Source organism: Bacillus sp. CH30_1T, assembly GCF_008364765.1.
Classification (GTDB): Bacteria; Bacillota; Bacilli; order Bacillales; family Bacillaceae_B; genus Rossellomorea.
The window spans coordinates 307,088-326,080 of record NZ_VTUY01000005.1 but is presented as its reverse complement, the minus strand read 5'-3'; the positions used below and the strand labels follow the sequence as shown (position 1 = coordinate 326,080).

The window sequence follows — 18,993 nt, the reverse complement described above, 5'->3', positions numbered from 1 at the left end:
GATATTACTATGGGTGTTTGTATTTCTAACAGGAGGTGAAGATGATTAAGAAAATAATTGCATCGATACTGATTGTGCTCATGATCATTCCTTTTCAGCCACTCGAAGCTGATTATGCACATGCAGAAACAGGCACGGCCACGATCAGTGTTCCGACACTGAATGTCCGTACGGGGCCAGGACTCAGTTACCCGGTTCTGACGAAGGTACATAGAGGGGAAGAGTACAGTATAGTAGACACACAAAATGAATGGTATAAGGTCAGGACCGGTAGTGGAGAGGGCTGGGTGGCAGAATGGCTTGTCTCAGTAGAATCTGCTGCTTCCGATGTTTCTCCAAAACAGGAAGCACGGGTGAACACCGATGGGCTACGCGTCAGAAAAGGGCCCGGCACCTCTGAAGGAGTCGTGACGGTTTTAAACACGGGTGATAGAGTATCCGTTTCCGACGAAGAGGGTGACTGGCTGTTCATCGAATGGGATAAAGGTAGCGGCTGGGTGCATAAGGAATACGTGTCGGAAAACAACACAACTTCTTCCCCATCGAAAAAGAAGGAAAATAAACAAGGGATCATCACCGACAACTCCCTTAATGTTCGAACCTCCCCTTCTCTACAAAGTTCCGTCCTGGGAATATTAAATAAGGGAGATCACGTAGATGTAACAGGAAGTGTCAGCGGGTGGTACGAGATTCAATTTGGCAGCGACAAGGCATGGGTGAACGATGCATATGTAGAATTCTCTTCGAGCGCTATTGAAGAGGAGCCCTCCTCCTCGCCCACAGATCTTATTGGAATCATTACGGTTCACGGTTTAAATGTCCGTGATGAAACCTCTTTGAACGGGAACGTCGTTGGAAAGGTCTCAAAAGGTGAGAAATATTCCTTATTAAAAGAGAAAAACAATTGGTATCAGATTAAGCTCTCAAATGGGAAGAAAGGCTGGATTGCCGGTTGGTATGTCCAAAAAACCGTTACTGCCTCCGCTCATGAGAGTGAACCATCTTCAGAAAATGAAAACGTCACAGTTCTATACAATGGTACCAACATCAGAAGTGAAGCAAACGCCCGTGCAAGCGTCATCGAACGGGGATCCAGTGGTGACACCTTCCCCGTTATTAGCAAAAACGGAGATTGGTATGAGATTGAATTAGAGGACGGCAGCGCAGGCTTTGTTGCCGGCTGGGTGGTGTCCATCCGATCCAGCACCGGGGAAAACACCACTCCTTCACGCAAGCGGAGCGGCGGCTTACAAGATAAAGTCGTGGTGATTGATCCGGGACATGGAGGCAGAGACAGTGGAACGACCGGAGCAAGTGGGACATTGGAAAAGCTCCTTACCATGAGAACCGGGGAACTCCTTGCCGAAAAGCTAAAGAGCGCTGGAGCCAAAGTGGTCTTAACAAGGAAAAACGATGAATATCTTTCATTGCCATCAAGGGTATCATTATCTCATTATTATCAGGCCGATGCCTTTATCAGCCTCCATTTTGACAGCATTCTTGATTCCTCTATCGTCGGGCATACTACCTACTATTATCAAGGTCACCAGAAAGAACTGGCAGATGAAATTCATGGAAGTCTGGCAGATCGGTTACCGACGAAAGACCGCGGTGTACGAGTAGGAGATTATCACGTTGTACGTGAAAATAATCAGCCGGCTGTCCTTTTGGAGCTGGGATTCTTAAGTAATCCAGCAGAGGAAGCCAATGTCAATACACAGTATTTTCAAGACCTGGCGGCAACGGCTATCTATCATGGATTAGGTGATTATTTTTCGAACTGATGCTGCGCATCGCAGAGAACAAGCTATATAAGTAAATAAAGAAAAGCTGATCCTGGATTAATTGCAGGATCAGCTTTTCTTTATTTACTTTCTATTATTAACGTAACAGGACCATCATTTGTTAAATTCACGTCCATCATGGCTCCAAATACGCCCGTTTCCACTTTTATATTTTTTTCTTTTAATACCTTATTAAAGTAGTCGTAAACAGACTTTGCGTGATCGGGCTTTGCTGCACTCATGAAGTTTGGCCTTCTTCCCTTACGAGAGTCCCCGTAAAGAGTGAATTGAGAGATGGAGAGAATTTCCCCTTCTACATCCAGTAAAGAATGATTCATCTTCCCTTCTTCGTCTTCAAAAATACGCAGGTTCACTACTTTGTCTGCAACATAACGAGCGTCTTCTTCCGTATCTTCATGGGTGATCCCCACAAGCAATACAGCACCTGAACGAATGGCCCCCTTTACTTCTCCATCAACAGTGACTGAGGCTTCTTTACTTCTTTGCAGTACAACCTTCATAAAGAAATCTCCTTTAGTTCATGATTCTTCTTACAGCATAAATATCTGAAATTTGTTTAATTCTTTCCACGACTTTGTGTAAGTGGGATATATTGTGAATCGAAATGGACATGTTAATGGTTGCCACTTTATTTCGATCGGATTTTCCACTTACTGCCGATATATTCGTCTTCGTCTCATTTACCGCCTGAAGCACTTCATTTAAAAGGCCTCTGCGATCGTAACCGGAGATTTCAATATCCACATTGTATTCTTTACGGTCATTTCTATCACTTTCCCATGACACTGGAATGAGCCGCTGCTCTACTTCATCCGCCATTACGTTTGTACAGTCGGCACGATGCACAGAAACCCCACGGCCTTTTGTGATAAATCCTACGATCTCATCCCCGGGAACAGGGCTGCAGCAACGGGACAAGCGGATAAGAAGATTGTCAATGCCCTCTACCTGGACACCGGCATCTTTTTTACGCTTGGCTGGTTGGGCATTCAATTCCTTCATTGTTTCTTCCAGGCTGTCTTCCTGTTCACGTTTTTTCCGGTCTTTCTCGGTTAAGCGATTGGCGATTTGAGCCGCCGTAATCCCGTTATAGCCAACGGCTGCATACATATCTTCTTCATTTGAGAAGTTAAACTTTTCAGATACACGTTTAATATTTTCAGGAGTAAGGATTTCTTTTACATCGAAATCTTGATTCTTGATTTCTTTTTCTACTAAATCCCGGCCTTTTTCAATATTTTCTTCTCTTCGCTGCTTTTTGAAGAATTGCTTGATCTTATTCTTCGCTTGGGATGTTTGCGCAAGCTTAAGCCAATCCTGACTGGGGCCGTAAGAATGCTTGGACGTGAGAATTTCAATGATATCCCCCGTTTTCAACTTATAGTCAAGAGTGACCATCTTACCATTTACCTTGGCGCCGATCGTTTTATTACCGATCTCTGAGTGGATACGATAAGAAAAGTCAATCGGAACAGATCCCGATGGCAATTCCAGTACATCTCCTTTAGGTGTGAACACAAAGACCATATCAGAGAAGAGATCAATCTTAAGAGACTCCATGAACTCTTCCGCATTGGCAGATTCGTTTTGGAACTCTAATATTTCCCTGAACCATGAAAGCTTCTTCTCGAAGGTAACCGTTTCGTTCGCTTCTTTACCTTCTTTATATGCCCAGTGTGCCGCCACTCCGTACTCAGCGATTTGGTGCATTTCAAGCGTTCTGATTTGCACTTCAAGAGGATCCCCTTTAGGACCGATGACAGTTGTATGAAGAGATTGATACATATTCGGCTTAGGCATGGCAATATAATCTTTGAACCTGCCAGGCATTGGCTTCCAACACGTGTGGACGATTCCCAGAACGGCATAGCAATCCTTAATGCTATCTACTACTACACGCACTGCCAATAGGTCATATATTTCATTAAACTGCTTGTTTTGAAGAGCCATTTTGCGGTAAATGCTGTAAATATGTTTAGGACGGCCAGAGATTTCTGCTGAGATTTTCACGTCGCCTAACTTTTCCTTTACCTCATTTACAACGTCCTCTAAATACTCTTCACGCTCCGCACGCTTTTTCTTCATTAGGTTGACAATACGATAATACTGTTGAGGATTTAAATATCTCAACGAAGTATCCTCTAATTCCCACTTAATCTTCGAAATCCCTAAACGATGTGCCAAAGGAGCAAAGATTTCCAGTGTTTCATTTGCAATTCTTCGCTGCTTCTCCTGTGGCAGATGTTTCAACGTTCTCATATTATGCAGACGGTCTGCCAATTTAATCAGAATGACACGGATATCCTGAGCCATCGCCACAAACATTTTCCGGTGATTTTCAGCCTGCTGCTCTTCCTGTGACTTGTATTTAATCTTTCCAAGCTTTGTGACTCCATCTACAAGCATGGCCACTTCGGCATTGAATGCTTCCTCAATTTCTCCAAGAGAAACACCGGTATCCTCCACTACATCATGAAGAAAACCGGCAGCGACGGTTGCCGGATCCATTTCCAGATCCGCGAGTATTCCCGCTACCTGGATGGGATGAATGATATAGGGTTCACCAGACTTACGGTACTGCTCACTATGGGCATCCCTTGCATACTCATAGGCTTTCTGGACCATCCCTACATGCTCATCGTTTAAGTATTCTCTTGTTTTATCAATAACCTGTTCCGGGGTTAGTACTTGATCTTTAGCCATGATCAAAATCACCTTTGTATTTTATTATATTTCACTAGTGTTCGATTTTAATGATTGTTACTATTATCAAAAAAAAAAAGGGTTATGTAAAGGGGTTAGTGGAAAATTCTCAGATAACATCTATTTTCGTCGATAATTGTCGACGAAAAAATCCGCATTATCCACATCAACCATCGATTGACCCTTCCAAATAAAAAATAAGGGCTGACATTCAAAACCAGATGTCAGTCCCTTAAGTTAACAGTATATCACATAGTATATACGTGTATGAGAATTGATAAACAATATTAGTATTGCATTAATGTAAGAATATCATAGTTGTCAAGCTTGTCGCGCCCATCCAGGTACGTTAATTCGATTAGGAATGCTGTACCAGCCACAATTCCACCTAATTCTTCTACAAGCTTGATGGTAGCTTCGATCGTCCCGCCAGTTGCAAGCAGGTCGTCCGTGATAAGAACTCGTTGTCCAGGTTTAATTGCATCTTTATGAATCGTCAGAGCGTCTTTACCATACTCTAATCCGTATTCTTTTTGAATGGTTTCACGCGGTAACTTACCAGGTTTACGCACAGGAGCAAAACCCACTCCCAATGCATACGCCACTGGGCATCCAATAATGAACCCTCGCGCTTCTGGTCCCACAACCAGGTCGATTTGTTTCTCTTTTGCATACTCTACGATTTGATCTGTCGCGTATCTATATGCATCACCATTATCCATTAATGTAGTGATGTCTTTAAACTTAATTCCTTCTTTAGGCCAATCCTCAACGATTGTAACATATTGTTTTAAGTCCATGCTTTTACTTCCTCCTCAATTGTAACAGACTCTTCTATCCTTTCATTAAACCAAGTCTTCAACTCTTGATAGGAAGAATATAACAATTCGTTTTCAATCTCGTATTGTTGTTGTTTCTTCTGATATGTTAGAGATTCAGAAAGATCTTTCTTGGTTTTCTCAGGATTGAGAGAAATAAATCCATTCACTATTGTAACAAACTTCAAATCAAAAAACACCTGTGACATGAAATCTATTGTTTCTTTTGACCAGCCTTTGTATTTAGCCAGGTCGTCACCGTGTTTATTTAAATCAAATGATCCACGCTTCGTTAAAAATCCATAGTACCATTTGAAATGCTCACGTGTTGGCATCGTACTGAAAAAATGATCTTCTTCCTGGAAGAAATGGGCATAGATCCGGTGAGGTTGACCTTTCTTCAAGAGCTCTTCAAGTATTGGCTTGGAAGTAGGCAGATCAAGAAGAACCAGGCTTGCCTTATCGGTTGCAAGTCCTTCAAGTGAAGAACCATCCTCAAGTAGCATCACTTCATCTTTTCCCAGACTCAGCTTTTCTAAAGTAGCCGGATTAAAACAAATAGTTATTTTATTTTCATCAGGGACAAGCCCATTCCATTTATGCACTTGTTTAATCCCGCGAACATCAAATAATTGCCAATGGTCAATTTTCACATCTTGTAAAAACACCTGAGGCTTCTTGCGATTATTCCATTCATTAATCGATAATTCACCTATAACAGATGCATTCGAAAATGGTGTCATATGATCGGCCAGTTCTCCCAATCCAAAACCGACACCGTCCAATTGTACGCCCTTGTCTGCTAAGACCAGTTTCAAATGATTTTGTGCAGACCCGATTTTTTTATAGTGTTCGATGCTTACATTGTTTATGATCCACTTCGGTTTTGGATTATGCATCCCAAAAGGGGCCAGAAGCTGAAGCTTTTCGATCGACTCTACGGAGATTTCATCCACTGTTACAGAAGCATCAAGCTGTGTGACTGGAATAAAATCATCTTCCGTTAATTCAGTCGAAGCCAACTCATTTAATCGGTTTCTGAACTGAGCTACATCGTCTAACTGTAAGGTCATACCTGCAGCCATCGGATGTCCGCCAAAATGAGGAAGAATATCACGGCAGGTTGATAAATTCTTGAACAAATCAAACCCTGCGATACTTCTTGCCGATCCCTTTGCGGTTCCTTTTTCAGAGTCAAAGCTGAGTACGATGGTCGGACGGTAAAACTTGTCCACTAAGCGTGAAGCTACAATTCCGACTACTCCAGGGTTCCAGCCTTCTTTCCCGATTACAAGTACAGAGTTATCGTATAGAGGAAAATCATTCTCCACCATCTCAACCGCTTCTTCGGTCATTTGAGACACGATCGCCTGTCTTTCTTTATTCAAGCTGTCAATTTCTTCAGCCAGGGCCTTTGCTTCGTCAGCATCTTCTGTGAGCATAAGATCAACGGCAGGGTCTGCATCCCCTAACCGGCCGACAGCATTTATTCTGGGCGCAATCATGAATCCAATAGATTCTTCCGTAATTTCTTGTTGTTGGGCATTGGCAATCCTGCATAATGCTTTTATTCCCAATCGGTTTGAAACCCGTAGCTGGGCAATCCCACGCTTGGCCAGAAGGCGATTTTCTCCTCTTAACGGTACTAAATCGGCGATGGTCCCAATCGCAGCAAGATCAAGCAGGTGGACAGGCAGTTCGCCGTATAGGGCATGAGCCAGTTTGAAGGCCACCCCTACTCCTGCCAGTTCTCCAAAAGGATAGGTAGTCCCTTCGACCTTTGGATGAATCAAGGCAAAAGCCGGAGGTAATTCCGGTCCGGGCTCATGGTGATCTGTAATGATCAAATCGATTTCCAGTTCTTTTGCCAATTTTGCTTCGTTCACAGCGGATATTCCCGTATCTACTGTTATGATGAGCGTGAATCCCTCTTCCTTTGCCCAGCGAAAGGCACCTTCATTAGGGCCATATCCTTCGCTGAACCGGTTTGGGATATAGAATTCCACCTCTGCACCAAGGTCCCTTAATACTGTCATCAATACTGACGTACTACTTACACCATCAGCATCGTAATCACCATAAACAAGAATCCTTTCCCCGTTTTCAATGGCTTTATTGATTCTTTCCGTTGCTTTCTTCATATCTTCAAAAAGATATGGATCGTGAAATGAATCGCCTGTATCAAATAGAAAATTCCGGGCTTCTTCTACGTCGACCAAGTCCCGGTTGATTAATAGTTTCGCCACAAGCGGAGGCACTTTTAATTCATTTGCCAGTTCTGATATTTTATGTTGATCTGATTCTGTCATCATCCAACGTGTTTTTGAGTTTAACATACGTTCACCCCTCAGCCTTACTCATTATACAAAAAGGAGGGTGTGGTTTCAATCTTATTAGATGGGTGCTACAAAAGAAAAGGCTGCTTGGGAAGTCCCACCCAATGAATGCATTTCCTTTATACTTCTGTTTAGTATACAGCCGCTTCCTGTCATATTCCGGTCGTTTCAGTTGAAAATCCGGTCGATATTCGAAAAACAATTTTTAACAAAAGTGGCTAGCGACCGGATTTGGATGCCAGTCCCATAAGAGTGATCCCTTTTAATAAAAAAAATAGCCTGGTGGCATAACCACCAAGCTGTTTACTCTCCTGTTTCCCCAACTGAGCCGGGAGCACTCTTTTTCAAAGGGACTTTTTCGGCCTTTTCTTTATGCATACCTTCAGCCTGTTCTTTTAACAGTAAATTTTCTTTCTCTAAAGCCTTTACTTTTCGTTGGACGACGAATAATCGAAACAGTCCAACCGACCCGATAATGATTCCCCCCATGAATACAGATCCAAGTATGACTAAAATAAGAGGCCAATCAGCTTCACCAAAGAAATAATTGACGGTGACAGGATCTACATTGATGACGGCGAAAACGGAAACAACCAATGCAAAGAAAATACCTAATAATAATGTCCACTGAAATTTCATCGAATTCCCCTCCTTAGGATAAGTCTATTTGTTCATCCCTTTCTTCAGAAGCCGGATTGTACGGATTAATATGAATGAACACATCATTCACATTGGATTCTTCAAGCAGTTTTTTCTTTACCTGCTTGCCGACGCGATGACCATCCTCGACAGTCATATGAGGATCCACACTGATTTTCAAATCAATGATAACGTAATGCCCATGTTCCCTGGCATGGAGTTCATTAATTCCCTTCACTTCAGGTACAGAGTCCACTATTTTACGAAAGGGTAGGATATCCTCCTCGTGCATTACGTGATCCAGCGTATTATGTATGGATTCAGCTCCCAAGTGCCAGGCCATCCTGAGGACAAGGAGCGAAACAAAGATACCGGCTACCGGATCTGCGTATACAAGAAAGCCAATATCGAATTTCCCTCCGAGGATGGATGCGGAAATCCCGACAAGTGCGGCAATGGATGAAAAGACATCTGAACGATGCTCATATGCATTGACGATCAAAGCATCACTCTTTATTCTTTTACCCAATCGATATTTGTATTGAAACATTGCTTCCTTCACAATAATGGAAAAGATGACGGCATAGATAGCAATCGCTGTTGGAGGTGTTAAAGGATGAAAGAAAGATTCTATGGACGATTTTCCAATCTCAATCCCGACTAAGAACAATAAGACTGCCACAATGATTGCTGCTATGGACTCGGCCTTCCCGTGGCCATATGGATGATCCTGATCAGGAGGCTGCTTAGCTGCACGTAATCCGATAAAGACGGCGAGAGACCCTGCAACATCGGAGGCAGAGTGAACGGCATCTGCGATCAACGCTCTACTATTTCCTAATATACCGGCTCCCCACTTAATAACCGCCAGTACAATATTCCCTACAACACCAATCATTGCAGCTATTTCAGCTTTCCTAAAACGGTCTTCATGATTCAAGCGGTGTCGCCTCCTTTCAACTATTAGTATTGTAACCCAATACCGTAAAAAAACAAAAAAAGACAGGTCCGGGGAGAAGCTCTCCCCGGACCCATTTATACTCTTATACTTGCGGTTCGTCTGACCACGTCTTCTTTTCTTTCACGGTTTTGATCGTACCTGTTTTCTTCAGTTCTTTCTTCTTCAACACCAGCCAAACTTGAGAGGCAATGAATACAGAAGAATACGTACCTGAAATCAACCCGACTAGTAAGGCAATGGAGAAGTTACGGATGGACTCACTACCAAAGATCATGAGAGCTAGAACTGTAAACACCACCGTTAATACGGTATTCACGGAACGCCCCATCGTTTGTCTGATACTTTGGTTCACGACATCTTCTATATCTTTATCCGTTTTCAGCCTACGCTTCTTATGAAGGTTTTCCCTAAGCCGGTCAAAGGTAACGATCGTATCATTTATCGAGTAACCGACAATGGTTAAGACAGCTGCGATAAATGTAAGATCTACCTCGAGTCTTGTTAAACTGAAGAATGCAATGATAAAGAATGCATCATGCAGGAGTGCAAGGATCGCACCAGCTGCCATTCTCCATTCAAAGCGGAATGTCACATAGATGACAATCCCGATCGATGCGATCGCTACAGCGATCATCGCATTTTTAGCAAGCTCTTTCCCGATAACTGGTGAAACGGTGCTGATGCTTGGTTCCGCTCCGTACAGTTCGTTAAATCGGTCCTTTAATGCGGCGATCTCATCTTTGTTTAAATCTTCCGTATAGCGAACGACGGCGATATTTCCATCGTCCCCTGAAATCACTACATCTTCAGAAGGCAATTTCATTTCTTTCAACTCATCTTGGATTTCTTCTGTCTTTAAGCTCTGATCAGCAAGGATTTCCATACGTGAACCACTCACGAAGTCGATCCCTAAATTCAATCTGAATATAGCCAGTATGATGATCCCCGCCGTGATCAGGATAGCTGATAATCCGAAGAATTTTTTGCGTTGTGCAGCAAAATCAAAGCGATCGAAACGAGTTGGCAGATCCAGCGTATCGTAATTTTCCGCCAGGTCTTTGATTTCGTTTTTGTTCACGCCGAACCAGCCTGGTTTTTTATTAAAGAAGCGGCTGTTTACCCACAGTCCAAGCAATAAACGAGAACCCCATACTGCTGTAACGAAGCTTGTTAGGATACTGACAATCAGCATCGTTGCAAATCCTTTTACAGAGCTTGTTCCATATAAGAAAAGAACCGTTGCTGCAAGGATCGTTGTTACGTTAGCATCCAGTATCGTTAAGAACGAAGATTTATTACCCGCTTGGAAGGCTGAACGAATAGGCTTTCCAACGCGCATTTCTTCTTTGATCCGTTCATAGGTGATGATGTTGGCATCGACGGCCATTCCAACCCCAAGGATGAGTGCTGCAATTCCAGGGAGTGTGAGGACCCCATTCATTAAATCGAAAATCAATAGAATTAAGTAGATATAAACTGAAAGTGTAATCGTAGCAATCAGGCCCGGGAAACGGTAATACGCAATCATGAATAAGAAGATGATCGCAATCCCGATGATACCTGCCGTAACAGTTTTATCAAGAGCCTGCTGACCGAACTTTGCCCCGACTGAAGTTGAATATTTTTCATCCAGCTTTACAGGTAGTGCTCCTGCATTCAATAAGGAAGCAAGATTCTGAGCTCGCTCTACGGTGAAATTCCCTTCAATGATGACTTCATCAGAGTTGATCGGCTGTCTTACAGCGGGATCCGACAAGAATTTCGGATCTTCTTTTCCCACTTCAGCTTGATAAGAATCTTTTCCCTCCTCGAAATCCAACCAGATCACGAGCTGATTTTGAGGAGCCATTGCAGATATTTCCTTCGTCAATTCATAGAATTTTTCACGATCTTTTAATTTCAAGGAAACAATTGGATTGTTCTTGTCATCGAAGGTTTGCTTCGCAGAACCGGATGCAAGGTCCGATCCATCCAACCGGACTTTATCATTTACGTCGCGGAACGACAGGTTGGCTTGAGTGGACAAGATTTCCCTTGCTTCGTTTTGATCTTCCACCCCCGCTAATTGTACACGGATCCGGTTTCCATCTTCAATTTGAATATTAGGCTCACTGACACCCAATACGTTAATACGTTTGTCCAATGCATCGGCTGTATTGGACACCGTTTCTTTCGTAATTTCCTGACCCTTCTTAATCGGTTGAACTTCATAAAGAACTTCAAACCCGCCTTGCAGGTCCAATCCTAATTTAATGTTATCGACAATACTCTTCGTTGTTCCTCCCATAGTACCTGCAAGTAATATCACAAGTATAAAGAAGGCAATTATTCGGCCACGCTTTACCATTATGTATAGATCCTCCTTGCCGTTTTAAAAACCATACGAACTATGTGCTTCAAAAAGTAATATAATTCCTAAAATCTTCAGGCATTCTCATTATCTATGAGAAAGAAAAAGGTGTCAATTTCTTTTCGGACTATTTTCCGTGCTTATTAGGACGAAGAAGTTCGTTCAATTCATCTTCATTCACATCTGCAAACCAATTGGGAGATCTGTATGCTTCAATCGTTTCAAAGCTCATATACTCACCGGGTTTAACCGTTAACACATCACTCACTAGCTGAAAGAATTTTACATCCGTTTCGGGTTTCTTCCATTTCTTCTTCGTTAAGTAGGACCAAAGTCGGCCGACATCTGCTTTTCCATAGCCAAGAATTTCAAATTCTTCTACTTTGCTTATTAGTGCTGGTTCTAACGATTCATAGAAACGATCATAAGGATGCTGATTACTCTTCATTCCCCGTTCACCCCATCTGGGCTAAATATAGCCGGAATTGTTCACTACTTGTCATGCTTTGTCCACCCTTGTGCATATACATCATTGTATACGATAATACCAATTTTGAGAAGGCAGGGAATTTTATGTCAAAATTTCTTAAGGGCACAATGATCTTAATGATGGCAGCCTTTATTACTAGAATATTAGGGTTTGTAAACCGGATCGTCGTTGCAAGATTCATCGGTGAAGAAGGCGTCGGTCTTTTTATGATGGCTTTTCCGACCCTGATCCTTGTCATCACCATCACTCAACTTGGCCTTCCTGTAGCTATCTCAAAAAATGTAGCTGAAGCTGAATCCAGAGGAGATATCCGGAAGGTCAAAAAAATATTGGTGGTTTCCTTATCGATCACACTCGGGCTTTCCATCATTTTCACACCGGCTCTTATTCTGCTTGCTCCTTACTTGACCGAAGCTTTATTTACCGATGATCGAATCTATTATCCTTTAGTTGCCATCGCTCCAATCATTCCAATTGTAGCAATTTCCTCTGTCATCAGAGGCTATTTCCAGGGAAGGCAGAACATGAAACCTTCTGCTTACTCCCAAGTTATTGAGCAAGTGGTCCGGATTACGTTAATTGCCGTATTAACGAAGACCTTCCTTCCATATGGGATTGAATATGCAGCCGCTGCTGCCATGGTGGCGTCTGTATTAGGAGAACTCGCTTCTCTTCTATACCTGTTTGCCAGCTTTAAAATCAAGAAAAAGTTCAAGCTTAGACGAAATTTCTTCACCTCGATCCGAAATGGACGTGAAACGTTTAATGAATTGATGAGCGTGGCCTTGCCTACAACCGGAAGTAGAATGATTGGGTCGATTGCCTGGTTTTTCGAACCAATAGTCGTTGTCAACAGCTTAGCCCTTGCTGGCGTGGCGGCCGGAATGGCAACAAAGCAGTATGGATCCCTTACAGGATATGCCTTACCTCTTTTGTTCCTCCCGTCATTCATTACACTTTCATTATCTCAATCTCTTGTACCGGCCATAAGCGAAGCCAACTCTCAAAAAAACTTCACATTAATCGAGCACAGGCTTCAACAGGCGCTAAGATTCTGCTTGATTACAGGAGGCATATCCGTCGTCATCCTTTACGTTTATGCCAAGCCTCTCATGCAGGTGATGTACGGAAGCGAAAGTGGTGCAGGTTTCTTAATGATTATGGCCCCATTCTTTATATTTTATTACTATCAAGGGCCCCTGCAAGCTGTTCTCCAAGCTCTGAACCTTGCAAGAGCCGCTATGATCAACAGCTTAATCGGTGCCGTGGTAAAGACTGGGGTCATCTTCATTCTTGCCTCTCAACCCGCTTTTGGCATCAATGGGGCAGCTCTCGGGATTGTAACAGGATTTATGCTCGTCACCATGCTTCATTTCATGACCATCCTTAAATATATCCCGATGACGATATACTTAAGGGATTACTTAAAGACCGGCTTTGTACTGATTACTACAGGATTATGGGCTCATTATTCGTATCTATACGTATTTAGCGGTGAAGGCCTCGTGTTCCGCTTATTAATTGGAGTAATATCTTCAACGATTGTATACCTTCTCCTCTCCATCAGCCTTAAGCTTATCGTGAAAAACGACCTTGCGCGCGTTCCATTCATCCGCCGATTTATTACGGTATAATCATCACACATAAAAACTCCTCAACATGATGTTGAGGAGTTTTTATGTGAACGTTAACATGTAGACTAATGGTTTTTTTCATCAATATAGAATTGCCCATTCTGAAAGCTGCAAAATGAAATTTCTTGTATATTTTTAAAGCCTCTATCCCTCATTTCCTTTCGTAACCAGAAAACTGTTTTCCCGATCATATCCAGATGAGTGGTTTGGACCTGCCCATCTAATATCAACGGCAAAGTCATGGACTGAGACGCTTCCTCCTCATCATCTTTCTTTAATACCGATAATTTCCCTGAAGGTTCCAAGATTGCAAACTCCACATCTGCCAGATTGAAGATATCTTTTTCTCTTAATTGCAGGAGTAAATCATCATAGTTATACCTTTGTTTTTTCATCACCTTATCGTCGATTTTCCCGTTATGGATGATAACGGATGGTTTACCATCCAACAGTTCACGAAACGGTTTGGATCGCAGGGAAAACCATGCAAATACGATTTGGATCATCACAATTACCCCCATTGGAAGCAACGTGTGGATGATGGGATCCTTAGGTTGTTCAATGGCCATGACAGCCATCTCGGCAATCATGATAAAGACCACTAAATCGAGTATGCTTAGTTCACCGATCTCTCTTTTTCCCATGATTCGAAAGATAAAGATGATCAAAAAATAAAGAAAAAGAGTGCGAATAATAATTAGGAAATATTCCTCCACTACTTTTCCCCCTCATACATTCGTCTTATGTAGTATCGACAGATAGAGAAATTTAATGGGAGGAATATTTATCCACCTAAAAATGGCTGAATATATTTGAAATACACATAAATCGTTGAAACAGCAAGGGAAATCAACGTCACGGGTACACCAATAAGAAGATATTGATAAAACTTGATATGTACATCTTCTTTCGATGCCAGTCCTGCTATCACAAGATTAGATGAAGAACCAAGCAATGTACCGTTCCCGCCTAAACAAGCACCTAAAGCCAACGACCACCATAATGGATCCATATTGACCATACCGAATTCACCAAATTCCTGGATGACTGGAATCATGGCAGCTACAAATGGAATGTTATCTACAATGGCAGACAATATACCGGTTCCCCACAAAATGACAAATGCCGTTTTCTTCATATCTCCATCTGTTAACCGCAAAATTTCACGGGCGATTTCATCAATGAAGCCCGCTTCTTCGATCCCTCCCACAAGAAGGAATAAGCCCATAAAGAAAAACAGCGTCCCCCACTCCACTTCTTTTAATATCGATTCCGGAGGATAAATTTTTTCGAGAAGCAGCATTAACAGAACAGCCCCGGCAAGGGAGACGGTCGTCACATCGAGATGAAACATCGGATATAAAGAAAAGCCGACCAACACTAATCCAAGCACAAACAAGGACTGAAGGAGCCCTCTGTCTTTCTTTAAATACTCCTCTGCCTTAATTCCTTTAAGGAGTAATTTCCTGTCTTCCTTGACAAAGAGGACTTCTTTGTACAGGACACACATGATAAGTAAAGTAACAATATAAACCATTAAAACGACGGGTAATAAATTTTCAATAAATGCATTAAACGTAAAGTGTTTAACCGCCTGACCGATCATCATATTAGGCGGGTCGCCAATTAAAGTCGCCGTCCCACCAATATTACAAGCAAGGATTGTCATGATGAGAAAAGGAATGGGAGGAAGTTCAAGTAGCTTCGTCAGTTTAAAAAGGATTGGCACCAATAACATGGCAATCGTTACGTTAGCCAAAAAGGCAGAGCCAATTGCCGCCAATAAGGAAAATAGGGTCAGAAGAGCCAGTCCATTCCCATTCACCCATTGTGCAAACCGGATGGCAATATACTCAAAGAACCCCGTTTTACTCGTCAACGTTACAATTAACATCATGGAAAAAAGCAGAGTGATGGTTTTCCAATCTATATACGTAAACAACGCCTTCTCAATGGGAAAAGCCCCAATTAAAAGCATGGCAACGCCCCCTGCCATGGCAGCGAGTACCCTGTTCCATTTCTCAGTCATCAGCAGGATGTATACCGAAACAAACACAATCAACACGATCATTGGAGACATGGTCACAGCCCCTCCTTCTCCAGGAAGTTTCATACTAGTCTATGAGGCTTGACCATGAAAAATTTCTAGTCTTTTTAACCGGGTGGATGAATATGCTTGTACTATCACATGAATAAAATTTAATGAGTTAGAAGGGAGAGGACCATCATCGAGGCGAAAAAAATGGGAGGTGCCGTTTTATACGGGACAACAACCATATTTGTCATAGCAATTGTCACAAGCTTATTATTCTCTTTGCTGCTTCGGTTTACGGAACTGACTGAAAGTTCCATCACATTATTTGTCACCATCATATCGTTTCTGTCTTTATTTGTTGGCGGATTTATGTCTGGTGGGAAAGGAAAGACAAAAGGATGGGTTCTCGGAGGATCAACAGGGCTCATTTACACCCTCGCCATCTTCTTATTTCAATACCTCGGGTACGATAGTCTGTTTTCAATGGAGCAGCTTATCTATCACGGCTGCTACATCCTCACAGCCATGATGGGAGGGATCCTCGGAGTGAATATGAGTGGTGGAAATAGAGAGAACTAGTTCCCTCTCCAATTAAAAAAGGGTCCCTCCCAAAGTGCCTGGCACAATGATGAGGAACCCTTTTTTATTATACTTGATCTGCTCTCACTACTTCTCTGATCGCATTACGATCATATGTAAGACGGCTGCCGTCACCACATAGAATGACTACTTTTCCTTCTTCAATAGCATCGATCGCACCGTGCAATCCACCGATCGTGATGATTCTATCACCCTTAGCAAGCTCATTTTGCATTTTTGAAATGGCTTTTTGACGCTTTTGCTGAGGACGGATCAGTAAAAAGTAAAACAGAACGAACATTAATATTAAAGGTAAAATTGTTCCTAAACTTCCTCCCATTCTTTTCCCCTCCTTTCATCTGTCTATTTATGGTTTAGCTTTTAGAAGTTTTTCGCATCAGGCCGGTTGAAACCGTATTGCTCGAAAAATTCTTCTCTAAAGTCTCCTAGACGATCTTCACGAATCGCTTGTCTGACTTGCTCCATTAATTTTAACAGAAAATGAAGGTTATGATAAGTCGTAAGGCGAATTCCGAACGTTTCGTCACATTTAATTAAATGACGGATATACGCTCGGCTATAATTTTTGCATGTATAGCAATCGCAATTCTCATCAATCGGTCTGAAATCCCTTGCGAATTTAGCGTTTTTCACAACCAGGCGGCCTTCGCTTGTCATAAGGGTACCGTTACGGGCGATACGGGTTGGAAGCACACAGTCAAACATATCAATTCCACGAATCGATCCATCAATAAGGGAATCAGGAGATCCGACACCCATTAAATAACGAGGTTTATCAGATGGCAGGTGAGGCGTCGTGAAATCCAGTACCCGGTTCATGACGTCCTTCGGCTCCCCGACAGAAAGGCCTCCAACAGCATAACCTGGGAAATCAAGAGAAACGAGATCACGTGCACTTTGTTTACGAAGCTCTTCATACTCTCCACCTTGCACGATTCCGAATAATCCTTGATCCTGAGGTCGCTGGTGTGCAGCTAAGCATCGCTCTGCCCATCTGGATGTACGCTCCACAGAACTCTTCATATACTCATATTCTGCTGGATACGGCGGACATTCATCAAAGGCCATCATAATATCAGAGCCCAGGGCATTCTGAATATCCATCGCTTTCTCCGGACTAAGGAAAAGCTTATCTCCATTCAAATGATGACGGAAATGCACACCCTCTTCTTCAATCTGACGAAGCTTACTTAAGCTGAACACCTGGAATCCACCGGAATCAGTCAAGATGGCACGGTCCCAGTTCATGAATTTATGAAGGCCCCCTGCTTCCCTGATAATCTCGTGTCCAGGGCGTAACCATAAATGGTACGTGTTACTAAGAATGATCCCGGCATCCATTGATTTTAAATCCTCTGGAGACATGGTCTTCACTGTAGCCAGCGTCCCAACGGGCATAAAGGCCGGTGTTTCAAATGAACCGTGTGGTGTATGAACACGCCCCAGTCTCGCTCCCGTTTGTTTACATGTTTTGATTAATTCATATTTAATTGCAGTCAACGTGCGAATTCTCCTTCCACTTTCCATAAAGGGGTAAATAGTTTGTTCAATCAGCGTATTACTTAATAAACATCGCATCTCCAAAGCTGAAGAAGCGGTATTGTTCTTTGACGGCCGTTTCATAGGCATGCATGACGTGTTCCTGACCGGCAAATGCACTAACTAGCATGATCAGGGTCGATTTCGGTAAATGGAAATTGGTAATTAAACCATCGATCCCCTTGAACTCATATCCTGGATAAATGAATATATTGGTCCAGCCGTTCTCTTCCACGAAAGTTCCGTGTTTTGAGGCAATGGTTTCGAGGGTACGTGTTGATGTTGTTCCGACCGTTACGATACGCCCTCCCTTTGCTTTCACATCGTTCAAAAGACGGGCAGTTCCTTCAGAAACCTGATAGAACTCAGCATGCATATCATGTTCCTCGATCGTATCGACGGAAACCGGTCTGAACGTACCCAGCCCGACATGAAGGGTAATAAACGCAATATGTACACCCTTTGCTTTCAGTTCTTCCAGCAGTACTTCAGTAAAGTGAAGACCGGCCGTCGGGGCTGCCGCTGACCCTCTTTCCCTTGCAAATACAGTTTGATAGCGGTCCTGCTCTTCCAGTCGCTCGCGAATATATGGGGGCAGGGGCATTTCTCCCAATTCATCAAGTACCTCATAGAAGATACCTTCGTAATGGAATTCAAGAATCCTTCCTCCATGCTCTTTTAAACCAACACAGGTTGCTCTTAATTTTCCGTCTCCAAAGACAATCTCCGTGCCTACGCGAATTCGTTTTGCAGGCTTTACAAGCGTCTCCCACTGGTCTCCATCCTCTTGTTTCAAAAGAAGTACTTCAATATTGGCACCCGTATCTTCTTTTTGTCCAAAAAGACGTGCCGGTAGTACTCTTGTATCATTTAAAACGAGACAATCCCCTTCGTGAAGGAAATCCACGATATTTTTAAAATGGAGATGATCCATGGATCCATCATTTTTATCCAACACCATCAGTTTACTCTCGGAACGATTCTCCAGGGGAGTCTGGGCAATCAGTTCTTCCGGTAAATGAAAATCAAAATCTTCTACTTTCACAATTTGTCACCTAGCTTATTTAAATCTCACCCATGATT

The 18,993-nt window shown here is 42.7% G+C and carries 16 protein-coding genes; 3 read left to right on the top strand and 13 right to left on the bottom strand.

The features are described 5' to 3' along the window. Positions 1–41 precede the first annotated feature (41 nt). Entirely contained in the window at positions 42–1,784 is a 1,743-nt protein-coding gene (locus F0342_RS13130) for an N-acetylmuramoyl-L-alanine amidase family protein (protein ID WP_149156366.1), read from the top strand. 80 nt (positions 1,785–1,864) lie between these two features. On the opposite strand, the gene dtd is transcribed toward F0342_RS13130, so the two are convergent. From dtd to F0342_RS13090, 8 genes are all read right to left on the bottom strand, one after another. Then, positions 1,865–2,305 carry a D-aminoacyl-tRNA deacylase gene (dtd, locus tag F0342_RS13125; RefSeq protein WP_149156365.1) on the bottom strand — a complete coding sequence of 147 codons (441 nt, stop codon included), beginning with the start codon at positions 2,303–2,305 and terminating at the stop codon, positions 1,865–1,867. 13 nt (positions 2,306–2,318) lie between these two features. Continuing rightward, positions 2,319–4,508: a RelA/SpoT family protein gene (locus F0342_RS13120; RefSeq protein WP_149156364.1), complete on the bottom strand. Its 2,190-nt coding sequence runs from the start codon at positions 4,506–4,508 to the stop codon at positions 2,319–2,321. A gap of 287 nt (positions 4,509–4,795) precedes the next feature. Next, positions 4,796–5,308, bottom strand: coding sequence for an adenine phosphoribosyltransferase (locus F0342_RS13115; RefSeq protein ID WP_044339542.1), 513 nt, complete (start codon positions 5,306–5,308; stop codon positions 4,796–4,798). Continuing rightward, positions 5,299–7,662, bottom strand: a complete 2,364-nt coding sequence (recJ, locus tag F0342_RS13110; protein ID WP_149156363.1) for a single-stranded-DNA-specific exonuclease RecJ — start codon at positions 7,660–7,662, stop codon at positions 5,299–5,301. The genes F0342_RS13115 and recJ overlap by 10 nt, the downstream gene beginning before the upstream one ends. Before the next feature lie 303 nt (positions 7,663–7,965). Beyond that, on the bottom strand, positions 7,966–8,301 hold the full coding sequence (locus tag F0342_RS13105) for a LapA family protein (RefSeq protein ID WP_149156362.1): 336 nt from the start codon (positions 8,299–8,301) through the stop codon (positions 7,966–7,968). Positions 8,302–8,314: 13 nt separating this feature from the next. Then, positions 8,315–9,199 carry a cation diffusion facilitator family transporter gene (locus F0342_RS13100; RefSeq protein WP_188048540.1) on the bottom strand — a complete coding sequence of 295 codons (885 nt, stop codon included), beginning with the start codon at positions 9,197–9,199 and terminating at the stop codon, positions 8,315–8,317. A gap of 145 nt (positions 9,200–9,344) precedes the next feature. Next, a complete protein-coding gene (gene secDF, locus F0342_RS13095) occupies positions 9,345–11,609 on the bottom strand; it encodes a protein translocase subunit SecDF (protein ID WP_149156360.1) in 2,265 nt (754 codons plus the stop codon). A 130-nt stretch (positions 11,610–11,739) separates the two neighbouring features. Next, a complete protein-coding gene (locus F0342_RS13090; protein ID WP_149156359.1) occupies positions 11,740–12,060 on the bottom strand; it encodes a post-transcriptional regulator in 321 nt (106 codons plus the stop codon). A gap of 125 nt (positions 12,061–12,185) precedes the next feature. Here F0342_RS13090 and spoVB point away from each other — a divergent pair, with 125 nt between their 5' ends. Then, the gene (spoVB, locus tag F0342_RS13085; RefSeq protein ID WP_149156358.1) at positions 12,186–13,736 is read left to right on the top strand and encodes a stage V sporulation protein B; all 1,551 of its coding nucleotides are present in this window, start codon (positions 12,186–12,188) and stop codon (positions 13,734–13,736) included. A gap of 65 nt (positions 13,737–13,801) precedes the next feature. On the opposite strand, the gene F0342_RS13080 is transcribed toward spoVB, so the two are convergent. After that, positions 13,802–14,452: a DUF421 domain-containing protein gene (locus F0342_RS13080; protein ID WP_262481738.1), complete on the bottom strand. Its 651-nt coding sequence runs from the start codon at positions 14,450–14,452 to the stop codon at positions 13,802–13,804. 68 nt (positions 14,453–14,520) lie between these two features. Then, a complete protein-coding gene (locus F0342_RS13075) occupies positions 14,521–15,816 on the bottom strand; it encodes an ArsB/NhaD family transporter (RefSeq protein ID WP_149156356.1) in 1,296 nt (431 codons plus the stop codon). A gap of 162 nt (positions 15,817–15,978) precedes the next feature. On the opposite strand from F0342_RS13075, the gene F0342_RS13070 reads away from it, so the two are divergent. After that, on the top strand, positions 15,979–16,350 hold the full coding sequence (locus F0342_RS13070) for a TIGR04086 family membrane protein (protein WP_149156355.1): 372 nt from the start codon (positions 15,979–15,981) through the stop codon (positions 16,348–16,350). A gap of 67 nt (positions 16,351–16,417) precedes the next feature. Here F0342_RS13070 and yajC read toward each other — a convergent pair whose 3' ends face one another. From yajC to queA, 3 genes are read right to left on the bottom strand one after another with little or no spacing between them, the layout of a single operon-like run. After that, a complete protein-coding gene (gene yajC / locus F0342_RS13065; RefSeq protein WP_149156354.1) occupies positions 16,418–16,690 on the bottom strand; it encodes a preprotein translocase subunit YajC in 273 nt (90 codons plus the stop codon). A 41-nt stretch (positions 16,691–16,731) separates the two neighbouring features. Further along, positions 16,732–17,898, bottom strand: a complete 1,167-nt coding sequence (gene tgt, locus F0342_RS13060; RefSeq protein WP_188048539.1) for a tRNA guanosine(34) transglycosylase Tgt — start codon at positions 17,896–17,898, stop codon at positions 16,732–16,734. Positions 17,899–17,929: 31 nt separating this feature from the next. Beyond that, positions 17,930–18,955 carry a tRNA preQ1(34) S-adenosylmethionine ribosyltransferase-isomerase QueA gene (queA, locus tag F0342_RS13055; protein WP_149156352.1) on the bottom strand — a complete coding sequence of 342 codons (1,026 nt, stop codon included), beginning with the start codon at positions 18,953–18,955 and terminating at the stop codon, positions 17,930–17,932. Positions 18,956–18,993: the final 38 nt, after the last annotated feature.

Excerpts from the sequence above, each read along its gene's own strand:
- yajC (WP_149156354.1), bottom strand. The coding sequence starts at position 16,690 with ATGGGAGGAAGTTTAGGAACAATTTTACCTTTAATATTAATGTTCGTT.
- dtd (WP_149156365.1), bottom strand. The coding sequence starts at position 2,305 with ATGAAGGTTGTACTGCAAAGAAGTAAAGAAGCCTCAGTCACTGTTGAT.
- F0342_RS13105 (WP_149156362.1), bottom strand. The coding sequence starts at position 8,301 with ATGAAATTTCAGTGGACATTATTATTAGGTATTTTCTTTGCATTGGTT.
- F0342_RS13070 (WP_149156355.1), top strand. The coding sequence starts at position 15,979 with ATGGGAGGTGCCGTTTTATACGGGACAACAACCATATTTGTCATAGCA.
- spoVB (WP_149156358.1), top strand. The coding sequence starts at position 12,186 with ATGTCAAAATTTCTTAAGGGCACAATGATCTTAATGATGGCAGCCTTT.
- F0342_RS13090 (WP_149156359.1), bottom strand. The coding sequence starts at position 12,060 with ATGAAGAGTAATCAGCATCCTTATGATCGTTTCTATGAATCGTTAGAA.
- tgt (WP_188048539.1), bottom strand. The coding sequence starts at position 17,898 with ATGGAAAGTGGAAGGAGAATTCGCACGTTGACTGCAATTAAATATGAA.
- F0342_RS13115 (WP_044339542.1), bottom strand. The coding sequence starts at position 5,308 with ATGGACTTAAAACAATATGTTACAATCGTTGAGGATTGGCCTAAAGAA.
- recJ (WP_149156363.1), bottom strand. The coding sequence starts at position 7,662 with ATGTTAAACTCAAAAACACGTTGGATGATGACAGAATCAGATCAACAT.
- secDF (WP_149156360.1), bottom strand. The coding sequence starts at position 11,609 with ATGGTAAAGCGTGGCCGAATAATTGCCTTCTTTATACTTGTGATATTA.
- F0342_RS13120 (WP_149156364.1), bottom strand. The coding sequence starts at position 4,508 with ATGGCTAAAGATCAAGTACTAACCCCGGAACAGGTTATTGATAAAACA.
- F0342_RS13075 (WP_149156356.1), bottom strand. The coding sequence starts at position 15,816 with ATGTCTCCAATGATCGTGTTGATTGTGTTTGTTTCGGTATACATCCTG.
- F0342_RS13130 (WP_149156366.1), top strand. The coding sequence starts at position 42 with ATGATTAAGAAAATAATTGCATCGATACTGATTGTGCTCATGATCATT.
- F0342_RS13100 (WP_188048540.1), bottom strand. The coding sequence starts at position 9,199 with ATGATTGGTGTTGTAGGGAATATTGTACTGGCGGTTATTAAGTGGGGA.